At 72.0% G+C, this 15,341-nt stretch carries 13 protein-coding genes; 6 read left to right on the forward strand and 7 right to left on the reverse strand.

The features are described 5' to 3' along the window. The first annotated feature begins 135 nt into the window (after positions 1-135). Both AB0K67_RS35800 and AB0K67_RS35805 read left to right on the forward strand, forming a co-directional pair. On the forward strand, positions 136-2,007 hold the full coding sequence (locus tag AB0K67_RS35800) for a trypsin-like peptidase domain-containing protein (protein ID WP_364069006.1): 1,872 nt from the start codon (positions 136-138) through the stop codon (positions 2,005-2,007). A 1,295-nt stretch (positions 2,008-3,302) separates the two neighbouring features. Next, a complete protein-coding gene (locus AB0K67_RS35805) occupies positions 3,303-3,671 on the forward strand; it encodes a sec-independent translocase (protein ID WP_364069008.1) in 369 nt (122 codons plus the stop codon). A gap of 54 nt (positions 3,672-3,725) precedes the next feature. On the opposite strand, the gene AB0K67_RS35810 is transcribed toward AB0K67_RS35805, so the two are convergent. From AB0K67_RS35810 to AB0K67_RS35820, 3 genes are all read right to left on the reverse strand, one after another. Then, positions 3,726-4,862, reverse strand: coding sequence for an Mrp/NBP35 family ATP-binding protein (locus AB0K67_RS35810; protein WP_364069010.1), 1,137 nt, complete (start codon positions 4,860-4,862; stop codon positions 3,726-3,728). A gap of 159 nt (positions 4,863-5,021) precedes the next feature. Next, the gene (locus tag AB0K67_RS35815) at positions 5,022-5,546 is read right to left on the reverse strand and encodes a DUF1003 domain-containing protein (RefSeq protein WP_364069012.1); all 525 of its coding nucleotides are present in this window, start codon (positions 5,544-5,546) and stop codon (positions 5,022-5,024) included. Next, a complete protein-coding gene (locus AB0K67_RS35820; RefSeq protein ID WP_364069014.1) occupies positions 5,536-6,747 on the reverse strand; it encodes a CBS domain-containing protein in 1,212 nt (403 codons plus the stop codon). Before AB0K67_RS35820 ends, AB0K67_RS35815 begins: the two co-directional genes overlap by 11 nt. 100 nt (positions 6,748-6,847) lie before the next feature. Between AB0K67_RS35820 and AB0K67_RS35825 the strand changes: the two genes are divergently transcribed. After that, complete coding sequence (locus tag AB0K67_RS35825; protein WP_364069015.1) at positions 6,848-7,885, forward strand: EamA family transporter; 1,038 nt, start codon at positions 6,848-6,850, stop codon at positions 7,883-7,885. A gap of 1 nt (position 7,886) precedes the next feature. On the opposite strand, the gene AB0K67_RS35830 is transcribed toward AB0K67_RS35825, so the two are convergent. Beyond that, the gene (locus AB0K67_RS35830; protein WP_364069017.1) at positions 7,887-8,264 is read right to left on the reverse strand and encodes a hypothetical protein; all 378 of its coding nucleotides are present in this window, start codon (positions 8,262-8,264) and stop codon (positions 7,887-7,889) included. 76 nt (positions 8,265-8,340) lie between these two features. Here AB0K67_RS35830 and AB0K67_RS35835 point away from each other — a divergent pair, with 76 nt between their 5' ends. Then, positions 8,341-9,273 carry a CoA ester lyase gene (locus AB0K67_RS35835; RefSeq protein ID WP_364069019.1) on the forward strand — a complete coding sequence of 311 codons (933 nt, stop codon included), beginning with the start codon at positions 8,341-8,343 and terminating at the stop codon, positions 9,271-9,273. Here AB0K67_RS35835 and AB0K67_RS35840 read toward each other — a convergent pair. Together AB0K67_RS35840 and AB0K67_RS35845 are read right to left on the reverse strand one after the other, a co-directional pair. After that, positions 9,263-9,808: a DUF6529 family protein gene (locus tag AB0K67_RS35840; protein ID WP_364069021.1), complete on the reverse strand. Its 546-nt coding sequence runs from the start codon at positions 9,806-9,808 to the stop codon at positions 9,263-9,265. The two genes, AB0K67_RS35835 and AB0K67_RS35840, sit on opposite strands and share 11 nt — an antisense overlap. Next, positions 9,805-10,572 (reverse strand): hypothetical protein, encoded by a 768-nt coding sequence (locus AB0K67_RS35845; RefSeq protein WP_364069023.1) that lies wholly within the window; start codon positions 10,570-10,572, stop codon positions 9,805-9,807. Before AB0K67_RS35845 ends, AB0K67_RS35840 begins: the two co-directional genes overlap by 4 nt. A 99-nt stretch (positions 10,573-10,671) precedes the next feature. On the opposite strand from AB0K67_RS35845, the gene AB0K67_RS35850 reads away from it, so the two are divergent. Next, positions 10,672-11,643, forward strand: coding sequence for a type II CAAX endopeptidase family protein (locus tag AB0K67_RS35850; RefSeq protein ID WP_364069025.1), 972 nt, complete (start codon positions 10,672-10,674; stop codon positions 11,641-11,643). Positions 11,644-11,827: 184 nt separating this feature from the next. Continuing rightward, positions 11,828-14,878 carry a hypothetical protein gene (locus tag AB0K67_RS35855; RefSeq protein ID WP_364069027.1) on the forward strand — a complete coding sequence of 1,017 codons (3,051 nt, stop codon included), beginning with the start codon at positions 11,828-11,830 and terminating at the stop codon, positions 14,876-14,878. Positions 14,879-14,921: 43 nt separating this feature from the next. On the opposite strand, the gene AB0K67_RS35860 is transcribed toward AB0K67_RS35855, so the two are convergent. Next, complete coding sequence (locus AB0K67_RS35860) at positions 14,922-15,326, reverse strand: NUDIX domain-containing protein (protein WP_364069029.1); 405 nt, start codon at positions 15,324-15,326, stop codon at positions 14,922-14,924. Between the last annotated feature and the right edge of the window lie 15 nt (positions 15,327-15,341).

A 15,341-nucleotide genomic window follows, 5' to 3' on the forward strand; every position in this document is an offset into this window, starting at 1 on the left:
TAGTCGGCGGCAGAGCGGGCATACGATCTGGGTTCGGGAATTGTCACAGGCAAGTCCTGACAAAAGCTTTAGATCACTCGTATGCCGCAAAAGCCAGCATTTGCGGTGGCCGAGCCAAGGAGTGGTGAGATCTAGATGACCGACGAGACGCGGTCCCCGGAAGGGCGCACACCGTCGGACTCCCCCGAGCCACAGGGGCGGCCGGACTTCCTGCCCGCGGACGACAGGTCCGAGCAGCGGTCGGAGCCGCCCGCCTCCTTCGGCTTCTCGTGGGGCGACCCGTCCGGCCGCTCCGGGGGCTCCGGCTCGCCGCCGTACGAGCCGCGGCCGTACGACGCCTCGGCCGACCGGTCACCGTACGGCGGGCCTGGGCCCGGGCCTGGGGCGCAGCAGGGCACCGGGCCGCAGTACGGTGCGCCGTCGTTCGGCCCGCCTGACGGTTCCCACGATCACTCCTACGGTCGTCCCGACGCCGAGACCCGCGCCTACGACGGCCCCTCCTTCAGCCCGCCGGGCCCCTCGGGCAGCTCGCAGGGACCCTCGGGCCCCTCCTTCGGCCCGCCCGGCTCGACCGGGCCCTCCTTCGGTCCTCCAGGCCCGGCTGAGCCGTCCTTCGCGCCGCCCGGCTCCACTGAGCCGTCCTTCGCGCCGCCCAATGGCGACACGCGTGCGTACGAGAGCCCGTTCTTCGGACCGCCCGACGGGGGTGCCCGCGCCTACGACGGCCCGCCGATCGGATCGTCCGGCGAACACCCCGGTTTCGGCGGGGCCCCCGGCTCCTACGGGCCACCTCAGCCGCCGCCACCGCGCCAGGCCATGGGCATGGGCCCCGGCTGGGGTCCGCCCCCACCCGGAAGGGAGGCCGCCGCCGTGCAGCGGGGGCCGCGCACCGGGTTCTTGATCGCGATGGCCGTGGTGATCGCGCTGGTGGCCTCGATGCTCGGCAGCGTCGGCACGTACCTGCTGACCCGGCCGAGCAGCAACGCCATCGACCCCTCCTACAGCCTCGGCCCGCTGCCCACCGGAGCCACCAACCGCGCGCCCGACTCCGTCGCCGGCGTCGCCGCTCGGGTGCTGCCCAGCGTGGTCTCGCTGGAGGTCGGCAACGGCAGCAACACCGAGGGCGCGTCCGGCTCCGGCTTCGTGATCAAGAACGGCTACGTGGTCACCAACAACCACGTCGTCTCGCTGGCCGCGCAGGGCGGCGAGATCCGGATCATGTTCAACAACCGCAAGACCACCACCGGCCGCATCGTCGGCCGCGACCCGGGCTCCGACCTGGCGGTGATCAAGCCTGAGGAGACGTTCGGCACGCCGGAGATCACGCTCGGCAACTCCGACCAGGTGGTCGTCGGCGACCCGGTCATCGCCATCGGCTCGCCGCTCGGCCTGACCGGCACCGTCACCACCGGCATCGTCAGCTCGCTCAACCGGCCGGTCATCGCCGGTGACGAGTCCGGCACCAACGAGGAGCCGGCGTACATCAGCGCCATCCAGACCGACGCCGCCATCAACCCCGGCAACTCCGGCGGTCCGCTGGTGAACGGCAAGGGCGAGGTCGTCGGCGTCAACTCCGCGATCGCCACGCTCGGCCGTTCGCTGACCAGCCAGAGCGGCAGCATCGGCCTCGGCTTCGCGATCCCCGTCAACCAGACGCGGCGGGTCGCCGAAGAGCTGATCACCACCGGGCGGGCCAAGCGGCCCAAGATCGGCGTCGTTCTGGAGAAGGACTTCAGGGGGCAGGGCGTCAAGATCGCTACCGAGCCCGCCGCCGGTCAGCAGCCGGTCACGCCCGGCGGCCCCGCCGACAAGGCCGGCCTCAAGCCCGGTGACGTGATCCTGGAGATCGACGGGCTGGCCTTGCAGGACAGTAACGAGCTGATCGCCCTGATCCGCAGCAAGGAGCCGGGCTCGCAGATCAAGATCAAGTACCAGCGTGACGGCCAGGCCCGCACCGCCACCCTGACCGTGGTGGCCGAAGACGGCCCCGCCCCGTCACCCTCCTGACCCGGATCGACTGACCGCCTCACCCGGCCACCCCGGACGCTGGGTGGCCGGGTGAGCCGTTTCAGGCGCGGACCGGGAAGTTGCCCACGCCCCGCCACTCACGCGCGCCTCCGAGCTTGCGGGCGGTGGGTGCGGGCTGAGAGATCCGCTTCGCCGCCTCGCCGCCTCGCCGCCTTCGGGCCAGGGTGGGGTGGTAGGCACGAGGGGTGTAACGCCTAGGCCTCCGTGCGCCGCATACGTGCGCTCTCAGCATCTTCGGCCTGAGCGGTGGTAAGTGGGAGGGGTGGACGCCCAGACCTCCGCTCCATCGCATGCCGGCGCCCATCTGAGGCTGTGGGGCGTGGGGAGGTCCGGAGGCGAAGACGGCCCCAGCCTCTTGGGCTCGTCCTAACGCCGCCCCGGCCGCCTCTGGCGTGTGCCCCGGCTGCCTCTGGCGTGTGCCCCGGCCGCCTCTGGCGTGTGCGCTGGTCGCGTGAGGGTGAGGTGCGGCCGCCGTCGCGCCCACCTCCAGCCCTGCGGTGTCGGCGCGTGAGAGTGGGAAGGACCTTCGACCTCCGTTGCGCCGCTTGCGTGCGCTCCTGCCTCCTGGCTGCGCCGTGCTGTGAGGAGGGGGCGGTCTGGTCGCTGTCTCGCCGTTCGTGTGTGGGGTGTCGGGGCGGCGGCGCCAGTGTGGTGCACTCACGGAGCGGGGCCCAGAGGGTGGCGGTGCTGGTGTGGTGGGTCCGCTGAGCGGGAGGGCGTCGGTGTGGGTGGCCGCGATGGGTGGCGGTGCTGGTGTGGTGGGCCTGCGGAGCGGGAGGGCGTCGGTGTCGGTGGCCGCGAAGGGCGGAGGTGTCGGTGAGGAGGCGTCTGCGACCGGCCCTGAAGCCCGCTGGCGCCCTTCGGCTACTGGCCGGGCCTTGAGCTCCTAGGGCACTGTCAGAGGCTAACGGGGGCCGATCAACGGCCCGCCCGCCTGCCTGGTCTGGTGCCGCAACGTGGTCTGGCCTGGTGCCGCAACCGACCTGGACTGCGTGCTGCAACGCGGCCTGGACTGCGTGCTGCAACGCGGCCTGGACTGCGTGCTGCAACGCGGCCTGGACGCGTGCTGCGACCCCCGCCTGGGCTGTGTGCCGCATCGCGGACGGAGTCCGTGGACCGTGACCCCGAGATCGGTCGTCTTCGCGGCCGGGTGTTGCCATAGGGGCGTGGGTGGTTTGTCCTAGGGGGGACGACTCAGTCACGGCTGGAAGCCCTTAGTCTGTGGATAGGCCGGGGTTGTCCTCGGAGAGGTTGGACTGCGGTAGGAGCTCACGGTGTTCGAACTCGGGTGGATGGAGGTCGGAGCGCTGATCGTGATCGCGCTCCTCGTCTTCGGTCCCGACAAATTGCCGCAGGCCGCCGCGCAAGCGGGCCGGACCCTGCGCAACCTGCGCCGGATGGCCAACAACGCGCGCGAGGACCTGCGTGCCGGGCTTGGCCCCGAGTTTCAGAACTTCGACCCCGCCGACCTCAACCCGCGCAACTTCGTACGCAAGCATCTCCTCGACGACCTAGAGGACGACTGGAACAACGCGGGCAAGCCGAAGGAGCTGGAGCCGGTCGCGGCGACGTACACGCCGGAGCCGGTGGTCGATGAGCTCGGCTTCGGTGAGATTCCCCCGTACGACTCCGAGGCCACCTGACCTGCAAAGCAATGGGCCCGCCCCCAAGTGAAGGAGCGGGCCCGCAGCAAAAGGTCAGCGGCGAGGCGAGAGGCCGAGCTGCATGCCCTTGAGGCTGGTGGAGCGCTTGCTCAGCCCGGCCGCGATCGAGCGCAGCTCGGCGGCGGCCGGCGAGTCGGGGTCGGTGAGCACGAGCGGCTTGCCCTCGTCGCCGCCCTCGCGCAGCCGCATGTCGATGGGCACCTGGCCGAGCAGCGGCACGCGGGCGCCGAGCGTGCGGGTGAGCGCGTCGGCGACGGTCTGGCCGCCGCCCTCGCCGAAGACCGCGATGCGCTCGTCGCAGTGGGGGCAGGGCAGCCACGCCATGTTCTCGATGACGCCGGCGATCTGCTGGTGGGTCTGGGCCGCGATGGAGCCGGCCCGCTCGGCGACCTCGGCGGCGGCCATCTGGGGCGTGGTGACGACGAGGATCTCGGCCGACGGCAGCCGCTGGGCGACGGAGATGGCGATGTCGCCGGTGCCGGGCGGCAGGTCGAGCAGGAGCACGTCGAGGTCGCCCCAGTAGACGTCGGCGAGGAACTGGTGCAGCGCCCGGTCGAGCATGGGGCCGCGCCAGACGACGGGGGTGTTGCCCGGCGGCTTGAACATGCCGACCGAGATGACCTTGATGTCGTGGGCCACCGGCGGCATGATCATGTCTTCGACCTTGGTGGGCCGCTCGGAGGCGCCCAGCATGCGGGGGACGCTGTGGCCGTAGATGTCGGCGTCGACGATGCCGACCTTGAGGCCGTTGGACGCCATGGCGGCGGCGAGGTTGACCGTGACCGACGACTTGCCGACCCCGCCCTTGCCGCTCGCCACCGCGAAGACGCGGGTCAGCGAGCCCGGCTGGTTGAACGGGATCTCCTTCTCCGGCCCGCGGTCGCCCCTGAGCTTGGTCTGCAGGCTCTTGCGCTGCTCGGCGCTCATCACGTCGAGCTCGATCTGCACGGCGGTGACACCCTCGACCTTGGAGACGGCGGCGGTGACGTCGCGGCTGATGGTGTCCTTCATCGGACAGCCGGCCACGGTGAGGTAGATGCCGACGCGCACCGCCCCGTCGGGAGCGATATCGACGTTCTTGACCATGTCGAGGTCCGTGATGGGGCGACGGATCTCGGGGTCGATGACGGTGGACAGCGCGGCCGTCACGAGTTCCTGGGTAGGTGCCATCGAAGTCTCGGCACGAGGGAGTGTGCCGTCCCTCCTTTGTCGGTCTATATGTGACAGGCGCTGAAACGCCAGTAGTGAGGATGCCCCTCCATGGTATGAACCACGGTCCGCAGTGGGTTAATCCGCACTGTTAGATGTCTGTGCAACAGCGGTCCAAGGTTACTCCCCGGTGCTCTTGCGCGACGAGCGGCCGTCCGGCGAGGCCCCGCCGTCGATGCCGTCGATCTCCCTGAGCTCGTCGAGCAGCCGCCCGAGCTCGGCGCGCAGGTAGTCGCGGGTGGCCACCTCGTTGACGGCCAGGCGCAGGCCGGCGATCTCGCGCGTCAGGTACTCGATCTCGGCCTGGTTGCGTTCGGAGGTCTCGCGGTCCTGCTCGTACTGGATGCGGTCGCGGTCGTCCTGGCGGTTCTGGGCGAGCAGGATGAGCGGCGCGGAGTAGCTCGCCTGCAGCGAGAGCATCAGCGTGAGGAAGATGAACGGGTACGGGTCGAATTTCAGGTGCGGGGGCGCGAGCACGTTCCACAGCACCCAGACCGACACGAACACCGTCATGTAGACGATGAACCGGGCGGTGCCCAGGAACCGGGCGATCCGCTCCGACAGCCGGCCGAACGCCTCGGGGTCGTAGTGGGGCCGCAGTGAGCGGCGCAGCTCGCGCGGCTGGTCGAGCCGTTCAGTCGTCATGCGCGTCGTCCCTCTCCCGCCAGCCCTCGGGCAGCATGTGGTCGAGCACGTCGTCCACGGTCACCGCGCCGACCAGGCGGCCCAGCTCGTCCACGACGGGGGCCGCGACGAGGTTGTAGTTGGCCAGGTAGTACGTGACCTCGCGGAGCGTGAACTCCGGCTTGATCGGGTCGATGGACGGGTCGAGCGCGCCGCCGAGCAGGGTGGACGGCGGCTCGCGCAGCAGCCGCTGGAAGTGCGCGACGCCGAGGTAGGTGCCCGTCGGCGTCTCGGTCGGCGGCCTGGTGACGTAGACCTGGGCGGCCACCGCGGGCGTGAGGTCCTGCTGCCTGATGTGGGCGAGGGCCTCGGCGACGGTGGCGGTGGGCGGCAGGATCACCGGTTCGTTGGTCATCACGCCGCCCGCGCTGGTCTCCGGGTACGTGAGCAGCCGCCGCACCGGCGCCGCCTCTCCGGGCTCCATCAGCCCGAGCAGCTGGGCCGCCTGCTCTTCTGGCAGGTCGTGCAGCAGGTCGGCGGCGTCGTCCGGGCCCATCTCCTCCAGGACGACGGCCGCGCGCTCCGGCTCAAGCATGCCGAGGATGCCGATGCGGTCGTCGGGCGGCAGCTCCTCCAGCACGTCGGCGAGGCGGGTGTCGTCGAGCGCGCGGGCGATCTCCAGCCGGCGCTTGCTGGGCAGGCTGTGCATGGCGCTGGCCATGTCGGCGGCGCGCAGCGACTCGAACGCGGCGATCAGCCCGGCCGCGCCCTGGTCCTTCTGCAGCGTGTCGAACCCGGACACCTCGTCCCAGTCCACGATGCGAGGGTCGCGCCGCCTGCGCTTGTAGACGGCGACCTTGGTGATCTCCCAGACGGACGGCTTGATCTCCTCCATGGCGACGTCGTAGACGGTCATGGGCTCGCCGCCGACGCTCACGGTGAGGTCGAGCATCTCGCCGATGACCAGCGTCTCGGCGGTGCGCTGCTCGAACCTGCGCATGTTGAGCTTGCCGGTGAAGACGACGGCGCCCGCCTCGATGCGGCGGACGCGGGTGATGGGCAGGAAGACGCGGCGGCGCGGCTGCACCTCCACCACGAACCCGTGCACGGTGGGCCGCCGGGCGATGCGCAGCCCGACCACGACGTCCCTGACCCGGCCGATCTGGTCGCCGACCGGGTCGAAGACCGGGGTCCCCGGCAGCCGGGCCACGAAGATCTTCACCTGGTCAGGCTAACAGCGGGGCCCCATTGCGCTCGGGAGCCCGGACGTGTCAGTATCAAACCTGCTTAACGGTGATTACGGGGTATGCAGGGGGTCTGCGATGAGGTATGCGGGGCTCGCGCTCGCGTTCGTGTCCTCGTGCTGTTTCGCGTTCTCGGGGCCGATGGCGAAGTATCTCAACGCGGCCGGGCTCGCGCCCATCGAGGCGGTCTGGACGCGCATGGCCGGCGCCGGGCTGCTGCTGGTGGCCGTGCTCGCCGTGGTGCGGCCCCGCGCGCTGCGCATCCGCCGCTCCATGCTGCCCTTCGTCGCCCTGTACGCGGTCATGGCCGTCGCCGGGGTGCAGGCCCTGTACTTCGTGGCGATCACCCGGCTGCCGGTCGGGATCGCGCTGCTGCTGGAGTTCATGGCGCCGGTGATGGTGGTGGCGTGGGTGCGTCTTGTCCGCAAGGTGCGCCTGGTCAAGGCCGCGTATGTGGGCGCGGTCGTCGCCGTCGTGGGCCTCGGCATCGTCGTCGAGGCGTGGCAGGGCCTGCGCCTGGACGCGCTCGGCCTGCTGCTCGGCCTGCTGGCCGGGGCGTGCTGCGCCGGATATTTCCTGATGAACGATAGCTTCGGCGACGAGGTGGACCCCCTGGGCCTCATCGCGTGGGGCATGACCGGCGCGGCCGTGGTGCTGGCGCCGTTCTCCCGGCCGTGGGACATCCCCTGGAGCGCCTTCACGGCCACCGCCACCCCCGAGGGCGGCATCACGCTGCCGGTCGCCGGCGCGTACCTGTGGATGGTCGTGGTCGCCACCGTGCTCGCCTACATCCTGGGCGTGAACGCCGTGCGGCGGCTGTCGGCCGCGGTCGGCGCGACCGTGGCCTCGCTTGAGGTGATCTTCGGCGCCGTCGTGGCGTGGGCGCTGGTGGGGGAGAGGCTCGGCGTGTTCCAGATCGTCGGCGGGCTGATCGTGATCGGCGGCGCACTGCTCGCCCAGACCGCCACCTCGGCCACCCGTCCGCAGGCCGCGCCGGAGCCGGGCCAGGAGACGGGGCGGCAGACGGGCCAGGAGCCGGGCCAGGAGACGGGCCAGGAGACGGGACGGCAGGCGGGCCAGGAGCCCGGCCCCGAGCCGGTCACCACCGCCGGGTAGGTCACACCTGCGGGGTGAGCCGCCAGACGATGGACTCGCGGGCCCAGCGCTCGGGCAGGTGCTCGCTGTCGGGGGCGTTGAGCCGCTCCTTGGCCAGCACCGCCACCGCGTCGGACGCCGCCGTCTGGTCCACCTTCTCGACCGTCGCCTCGAACTCCGCAAGACGCGCGCCGTTGTCCTTGCTGCGCAGCGTGACCGTGACCCGGTCGAGCGACTCCAGGCCGGGCAGCTCCTGCTCGGCGCCGCCGGAGACGAGGTAGATGGCGCCGTCGTGCCAGGCGTGCCAGGCCAGGCGCGGACGGTCGAGGGTGAGCCAGCAGATGCCCGACTTCTTCGCGCCCTCTTCGACGGCCGCCGCGCTTACAGATCCCTCGCTCACAGGCACGACTGTAACCGCCGGGAGCGGGGGCGGTCACCGGGCGGCCGTGAGCAGGTTGCGCGAGTAGGTTGAGCGCATGCGCTCACGACGTTCGGTGCTCGCCGTGCCAGGCAGCAACCCCCGGTTCCTGGAGAAGGCCCAGACTCTGCCCGTCGACGAGGTCTTCCTCGACCTTGAGGACTCCGTCGCCCCCGCCGCCAAGGAGGAGGCGCGGGCCAACATCGTCACCGCACTGCGCGAGGGCGACTGGTCCGGCAAGACGCGGGTGGTCAGGGTGAACGACCTGACCACGCAGTGGACGTACCGCGACGTGATCGAGATCGTGGAGGGCGCGGGAGACCACCTCGACTGCCTCATGCTGCCGAAGGTGCAGGACCCGACCGAGGTGATCTGGCTCGACACACTGCTCACACAGATCGAGAAGACCATGGGGTACGAGGTCGGCCGCATCGGCATCGAGGCGCAGATCGAGAACGCCCGCGGCCTGGTCAACGTCGACGCCATCGCCAGGTCGTCCAAGCGCCTGGAGACGCTGGTGTTCGGCCCCGCCGACTTCATGGCCTCCATCAACATGCGCACGCTCGTCGTGGGCGAGCAGCCGCCCGGCTACGCCGAGGGCGACGCCTACCACTACATCCTCATGCGGCTGCTCATGGCCGCGAGGTCGCACGACTTGCAGGTCATCGACGGCCCCTACCTGCAGATCAAGGACGTCGAAGGCTTCCGCAGGGTCGCGATGCGCGCGGCGGCGCTGGGCTTCGACGGCAAGTGGGTGCTGCACCCCGCCCAGGTGGACGCGTGCAACGAGGTGTTCTCGCCGTCGCAGGAGGACTACGACCACGCCGAGCTCATCCTGGAGGCGTACGAGTACTACACCACCGTGGAGAAGCGCGGCGCGGTCATGCTGGGCGACGAGATGATCGACGAGGCCAGCAGGAAGATGGCGCTCGTCGTGGCCGCCAAGGGCCGGGCGGCCGGGCTGAGCAGGACCAAGCGGTTCACACCTTGATGCCGATGGCGGTGAAGAACCACAACGACGAGGTCAGCCAGAGCCCGGCCAGCGCGGTGAACGCGAGCCCGCCGAGCATCGGCAGCGTCCAGCCCGGCGCGTCCCGCTTGGGCAGGGCCAGCATCTTCGCGGTGAACACACCGTAGAAGAAGCAGCCGAGCAGCGAGTGGGCGAGCACCCTGGGCACGTCGTACTGCAGGCCCAGGGCGTACAGGCAGTGGAAGGCGACGGGGATCGTGAGCAGGAACGCCGCCCGCCCCGACCAGCGGTGCACGGCGGGCGGGATCGCGACGCCCAGCCTGCCCCACAGGGACAGGGCCGAGACGACCTGCACGATCGCCAGCACGAACGCGCCCGTCGTCAGCCACGCCTTCATCGGCAGCGCGCCGGAGAAACCGGCCACGCCGACCGCGAAGCCGGTCGGCGTGTGCGCGCGGCCGTACACGCCGAGTGCGATCATCACGAGGCCGCCGGCGAGCAGCGGCACGAGCAGCGGGGTCAGCCCGCGGGCGGGCCGCTGGGGGATGGCGGTCATTGCATCTCCTCGACGAACGAGTCGGCGTCCTTGGGGTACACGGTCGTGCCCTCGACCGTGATGGGCGCGGTCGGCCGCGCGGCGTCGAGCTGCGGGACGTCGAGCTGCTCCTCGCCCGCGAACGCGGCGCCGACCTGGTAGTAGCCGCCGTTCGGGTTCCGCACCAGGATCCAGCCGGCGCGGAACTTGGCGCCCCGCACGATGGCGGTGGCGCGGTAGAGGCCCGACGGCTTGGTGACGGCGGGCGCCTTGAAGGACCAGCGCTTGCCGGCGACGGTGACCGTGCCCTCGGCCCGCCCGCCGTCCAGCTCCGCCTTGACCGTGGAACGGGGGTCGGCGACGCTCTTGAGCCGCAGCTCGCCGGCCGACTCCGCGCCCGTGAACCAGGCCTCGATGCGCCCGTCGCAGAAGTAGCCGACGGCCTTGCCGTTCCTGATCGAGATGGCGATCAGCGCGCCGTTGCCCTTCACCCGGCCGCCGTAGTCGGCCTTCTCGATCTTCTTCGGCTCGGTGGGCGTGGGGGAGGGGGACGCGGAGGCGGTGCTCTCCTCGGCGCTCTCGGCGTTCCCTGATGGGCTCGCCTCGGCCGTGGGGGTGTTGGCGGTGGTGTCCGTACGCGTGCCGGTGGCGGCGGACTCTTTTGCCGCCGGTGCCGCGGCGGAGTCTTTTGCCGCCGGTGCCGCGGCGATGCTGGCGGCGCCCAGCCCCAGGGCGAGCACCGCGCCCGCCGTGAGGGTGATCACAGGTCCCAGCCGTGACGACATGGACTGCTCCCAGGGTCGAAATGTCTACGACATCGAGCATCCGCCGCTTTCCCGGCCCCGTCTGTGAACTATTACGTATGGGACGGACAGAATGGAGAGATGCAGGAGAAACCAGGGCCGCAGTATCCCTACGGTGGCTATCCGTACCCGCCGCCGGCGCCGTCCTGGTTCCTGCCGGTCCCGCGCCGGGCCCGCTACGACCACCTGGCCAGGACTCCCGCCACCCGGCCGTGGCAGGCGATCGTCGGCACGCTGGTCGTGGCGGCCGGGTTCCTGCTCATCGGCGTCATCGTGGTCACCATGTTCGTGCTGGGGGCGGCCGTGCTCGGCCTCCCCTCGCCGATCCACCCCAGCGGGCTGCCGAAGGGCACGCCCGCCGGGCTGGCCATGTCGCTGCTGTCCATCGCGCCCGTGCTGCTGCTGGTGTTCGGCACCGCGGCGCTCATCCAGCGGCGCCGCCCCGGGACGCTCTCGTCCGTGGCCGGGCGGCTGCGCTGGACGTGGCTGCTGACCTGCGCGGTCGTGGGACTGCTCGCGATGATCCTCGGGCAGGTCGCGCAGTACTTCGCGCTGACCTCGGCCGGCCTGGACACCGAGATGTTCGGCTGGGCGGGATGGGACGCCTTCCTGCCGCTGCTGGTGGTGATCGTGCTGCTCGTGCCGTTCCAGGCGGCGGCCGAGGAGTACGTCTTCCGCGGCTGGTTCGTGCAGGCCGTCGGCGCGCACGTGCGCAACCCGATCTGGTCGATTCTCATCGGGTCGGCGCTGTTCGCCTCGCTGCACGGCTACTCGTGGGCCGGGCTGCTCGACGTGTTCATGTTCGGTGCGGTGATGGCGTGGCTGAGCGTACGCACCGGAGGGCTGGAGGCGGCCATCGCGCTGCACGTGCTCAACAACGTGATCGCCTTCGGGACGAGCGCCGCCGCGGGCACTCTCGACGACGCTCTGAACCAGGGCAAGGTTCCGGTGCCCTGGCAGGCGTTGGCGGGAACCGTGGTGCAGCTCGGGGTGTATGCGTTTGGTGTGATGTATCTAGCTAAAAAGCGGTCGATTAGCACTATTTCGCAATAAAACGGGCGAGGGGTGCGGGGAATCTCGCTAGAGAGGTCTCGCTATTCCGGCCGAGACATGCTGGTCTGGATGCTGTCGGGACGGCGAGGGCAGGGGCAGTCCCCGGGCCCGGACCTTCCTGGAACGGTCCGCGTCAGCGGCCGGGATCGACCTGTACGACTCGTTCGACTAGGAGGGACGCCGCGTGGCCTCCGGCCCCAGCGAACCGCCACGGCGACCGCCGGAAGACGACGAGCCCCGTGCCGAGGGCCCGTCCGCTTCGCAGCCGCATGCCGAAGAGCCCAGAATCAGCCACTCGCCGCCCGGCCCCACCGACGACCGGGCCCGAGGGCTGCCCCTCGCCTCGCCGTGGGGCATGCCGCCGTTCGCCGCCCCGATCCCCGACGAGGAGCCCGAGCCGCCCAAGGGGCGCCGCCCGTACAGCTCGCCGACGGCCGAGCCCGACGTGGAGCCGCGCCGCCGGCCCCGGCGCATCGTCAACCGGCCTGACAAGCTCGTCGCGGGCGGGCCGCTCAGCCGGCCGCAGCCTCCTCAGGCAGGTGGGCAGGAGGGCGCGGGCGAGGTCACCCAGCCGCTGGCCGTCGCCCCCGGCGCCCCGGACCAGGATGCCCCGACCCGGGGAACCGGCCCTCAGGGGACGGATGCGCAGGAGGCCGCTGAGCAGGGGGCACAGCGGCGGCGGGACCGCACGCCGCCCCCGTACCGGCTGGTGTATCCGCTCCCGTCCCGCGAGACCCCGCACGAGTCCCCGGCACAGGAGCCGCCGGCGCAGGAGCCATCAGCGCAGGAGCCCGCGCCGCCGCAGGAGCAGCCGGGCGGCGAGGTCGAGCCCGAGGTGCGGCGCGTCGGACGCCCGCCCGCCGGCCGCCCCACCCGCCCCGACCTGCTGGTCGCCACCGGCCCCGCCCGCCCCCAAGGCGCGGGCGGACGGCACCAGAGGGGCCCCGCGCCGGCCGCCTTCCGCCGGGCCAGTCCCGTGCGCAGGCGCAGCAGGGCCGTGCCGGTCGCGCTGACCGTGGCCGCCGCCGTCCTGGTGGCCTCCGGCGTACTGGTCTGGCAGTGGCTCGGCGACGGCCCGGCGCTGCGCCTGGAGGCGGGCACCGGGCGTTCGGGCGACGAGCTGTTCACGGTCCCCGCCGCGGGCGAGGGCGTCAACCAGAAGCTCAACGACATGGCCTCGGCGGGCAAGGCGGTGGTGGCGGTCGGCAGCGACACGACCAGCCCGACCCCGCGCCCGCTCTTCCTGTTCTCGCCCGACGGCGGCAAGCGCTGGCAGCTCGGCCAGGTGCACGGCACCTCCGCCACCTCCACCGTACGCAGGGTGGTCGGTGGCGACGGCCGCTGGCTGGCCAGCGGCGGCGACGAGGCCACCGGCGAGCGCGGCCTGTGGACCAGCACCGACGGCTACAGCTGGACGGCCGTGCCGCCGTCGGGCCTGGCCGCGTTCAGAGCGGGCGACCACGTCGAGGACATCGCGCGCACGAAGTCCGGGTTCGTCGCGGTCGGCCGCACCACGGGCGCCGACGGCGGCACAGGACCGGCAGCCTGGCGCTCGGCCGACGGCTCCTCATGGGAGCGCGCCGAGCTGAGGGAGCCGGACGTCCGTGAGCTCAGGGCCGTCGTGGCCAGGGGCGACACGGTCGTGGCCATCGGAGTACCCGCGGACGGCGAGGGATCGCGGGTGCTCCGATCGGCCGACGGCGGACGCGGCTGGCAGGCGACCGGCTTCCGCCTCCCCGAGGCGGCCGACCCGCGCGCGGGGACGGTGGCGGTGCTGCCCAAGCGGTTCGTGCTGGTGCCGACGCGGCGGCGGACGATCGAGGGCGACGTACGCGTCTACTGCTCGCCGAACGGGACCCAGTGGTCGCAGTGCGGCTCCATCCGCGGGCTGGACGCGGCCAGTACCGGCGTGGAGTCGCTGATCTCCCACCCGTCGGGCGTGGCGGCGATCGCCCAGGCGGGCATCGGCCGCTACTCGGTGCTGACCAGCACCGACGGGCGCGACTGGGACAAGCGGGCCGACCTGCGCGACCTGAGGGGCGCCACGCTGCGCGGGTTCACGATCGCCGAGGGCGGCACCCTGTTCGCGGGCGGCGACCAGGCGGCCTCCGACGTCGACAACCAGATCGTGCTCATGGCCGCGCCGCAGCGTGGCTCGGTCTCACGGGTCGACCTCGGCAGGATCGACGGCCTGACCAGGATGTCCCGGGAGACCAACGCGCTGGCCGCGTACGACGGCAGGTACGTCGCCGTCGGCTCGGCCTCGGGCGACGCCGGCCTGTGGACGATCAGGAACTGGCAGAGCTGGAAGTCGATGAGCCTCGGCGGCCCCGGCAGGCAGACGCTGGAGGACGTCGCCCACGGCGGCCGCGGCTGGCTCGCCGTCGGCGGCACCGAGACCGGCGTCGCGCTCACCGACCCTCTCCTCGTCACCTCGCAGGACGGCGAGAACTGGAAGCGGGTGAACGTCACCGGTGACCTGGCCCGCCCTCAGGACCACCCGTTCCTGCGCACCGACGTGGTCACCGCCGGCACGAAGGGCTACGTGGTGGCCGGCGAGTCGCGCGACCAGGCGGGCTTGTCGCGGGCGGCCATGTGGTTCACGCCCGACACGCGCAAGTACACCCGGTCGGAGAAGCTGCCGCAGGGCGGCTCAGGCGTCCGCATCCACGACGTGGTCGCGGTCGGGGACGGGTTCGTCGCCGTCGGCGGCAAGGGCATGGGCGACCGCGAGGACGCCGTCGTCTGGTACTCCGCCGACGGGCTCAACTGGCGGGCCCGCGAGCCGGCGACCCCGGACGACGCGACCGCCGCCGGGCTGCGCAAGGTCGTGGTGCACCAGGGCAAGCTCGTCGCCATCGGCACGGCGGTCGCGGACGGCGCGCGCCGGGCGTACGCGGCGGTCTCCGACGACGACGGCGAGAGCTGGCGTACGGCCTGGCTGCCCGCCGAGCGCGCGGCCGGCGTCTTCGACCTCGCGGCGGCCGACGAGGGGCTGGTGGCGGTCGGCTGGCACGGCACGCAGGGCGAGGGCGACAGCGCGGCCTGGACCTCGCAGGACGGGCTGACCTGGAACCGCATGGAGCTCACCAAGGACCGCCTGGCCGGTCAGGGTGCGCAGTGGCTGTCGGCGGTGGCCGTGGCGGGCACGGAAGTGGTGGCGCTCGGGCGCTCCACGACGTACCAGGCCGACCACCTGATCCTGTGGACGTCCAGCCTGACGTCGAGCAGGTAGGGCGCCGACGGGCGCCCGGCTCGAAGGCGCGTGCTTCACGCGGTCAGGACGGGGGCAGCGCGTGCCACTCGGCGAGCGACTCCAGCAGGCCCTCGGTGAGCGGCAGCCGGGCCAGGTCGTCGCGCGTGCACCAGCGCACGTCGGCGGCGTCGTCACCGGCCGCGGCGACGTCTCCTGGCTGGGACATGGTCGCGAGGTAGTCGCGGATCACGTACGTCACCCCGCCGGGCCCCGGCCGCTCCACCGTGCCCGCGAGGCGGCCGACCCGCACCCGCAGCCCGGTCTCCTCCAGGACCTCGCGCCGCAGCCCGTCCTCGTCCGTCTCGCCCGGCTCCAGCCGCCCGCCGGGGATCGACCACAGGCCCATGCCGGGCGGATGACCGCGCTGGACGAGAAGCAGCCGGTCAGAGGCGTCGAAAATGATGGCTCCGACACAATTTACGCGCACATGACCAAGATTACG

The sequence above is a fragment of the Nonomuraea sp. NPDC052634 genome (assembly GCF_040678535.1).
In the GTDB taxonomy this organism is placed as follows: domain Bacteria; phylum Actinomycetota; class Actinomycetes; order Streptosporangiales; family Streptosporangiaceae; genus Nonomuraea; species Nonomuraea fastidiosa.

Excerpts from the sequence above, each read along its gene's own strand:
- AB0K67_RS35800 (WP_364069006.1), top strand. The coding sequence starts at position 136 with ATGACCGACGAGACGCGGTCCCCGGAAGGGCGCACACCGTCGGACTCC.
- AB0K67_RS35810 (WP_364069010.1), bottom strand. The coding sequence starts at position 4,862 with ATGGCACCTACCCAGGAACTCGTGACGGCCGCGCTGTCCACCGTCATC.
- AB0K67_RS35815 (WP_364069012.1), bottom strand. The coding sequence starts at position 5,546 with ATGACGACTGAACGGCTCGACCAGCCGCGCGAGCTGCGCCGCTCACTG.
- AB0K67_RS35825 (WP_364069015.1), top strand. The coding sequence starts at position 6,848 with ATGAGGTATGCGGGGCTCGCGCTCGCGTTCGTGTCCTCGTGCTGTTTC.
- AB0K67_RS35835 (WP_364069019.1), top strand. The coding sequence starts at position 8,341 with ATGCGCTCACGACGTTCGGTGCTCGCCGTGCCAGGCAGCAACCCCCGG.
- AB0K67_RS35840 (WP_364069021.1), bottom strand. The coding sequence starts at position 9,808 with ATGACCGCCATCCCCCAGCGGCCCGCCCGCGGGCTGACCCCGCTGCTC.
- AB0K67_RS35845 (WP_364069023.1), bottom strand. The coding sequence starts at position 10,572 with ATGTCGTCACGGCTGGGACCTGTGATCACCCTCACGGCGGGCGCGGTG.
- AB0K67_RS35850 (WP_364069025.1), top strand. The coding sequence starts at position 10,672 with ATGCAGGAGAAACCAGGGCCGCAGTATCCCTACGGTGGCTATCCGTAC.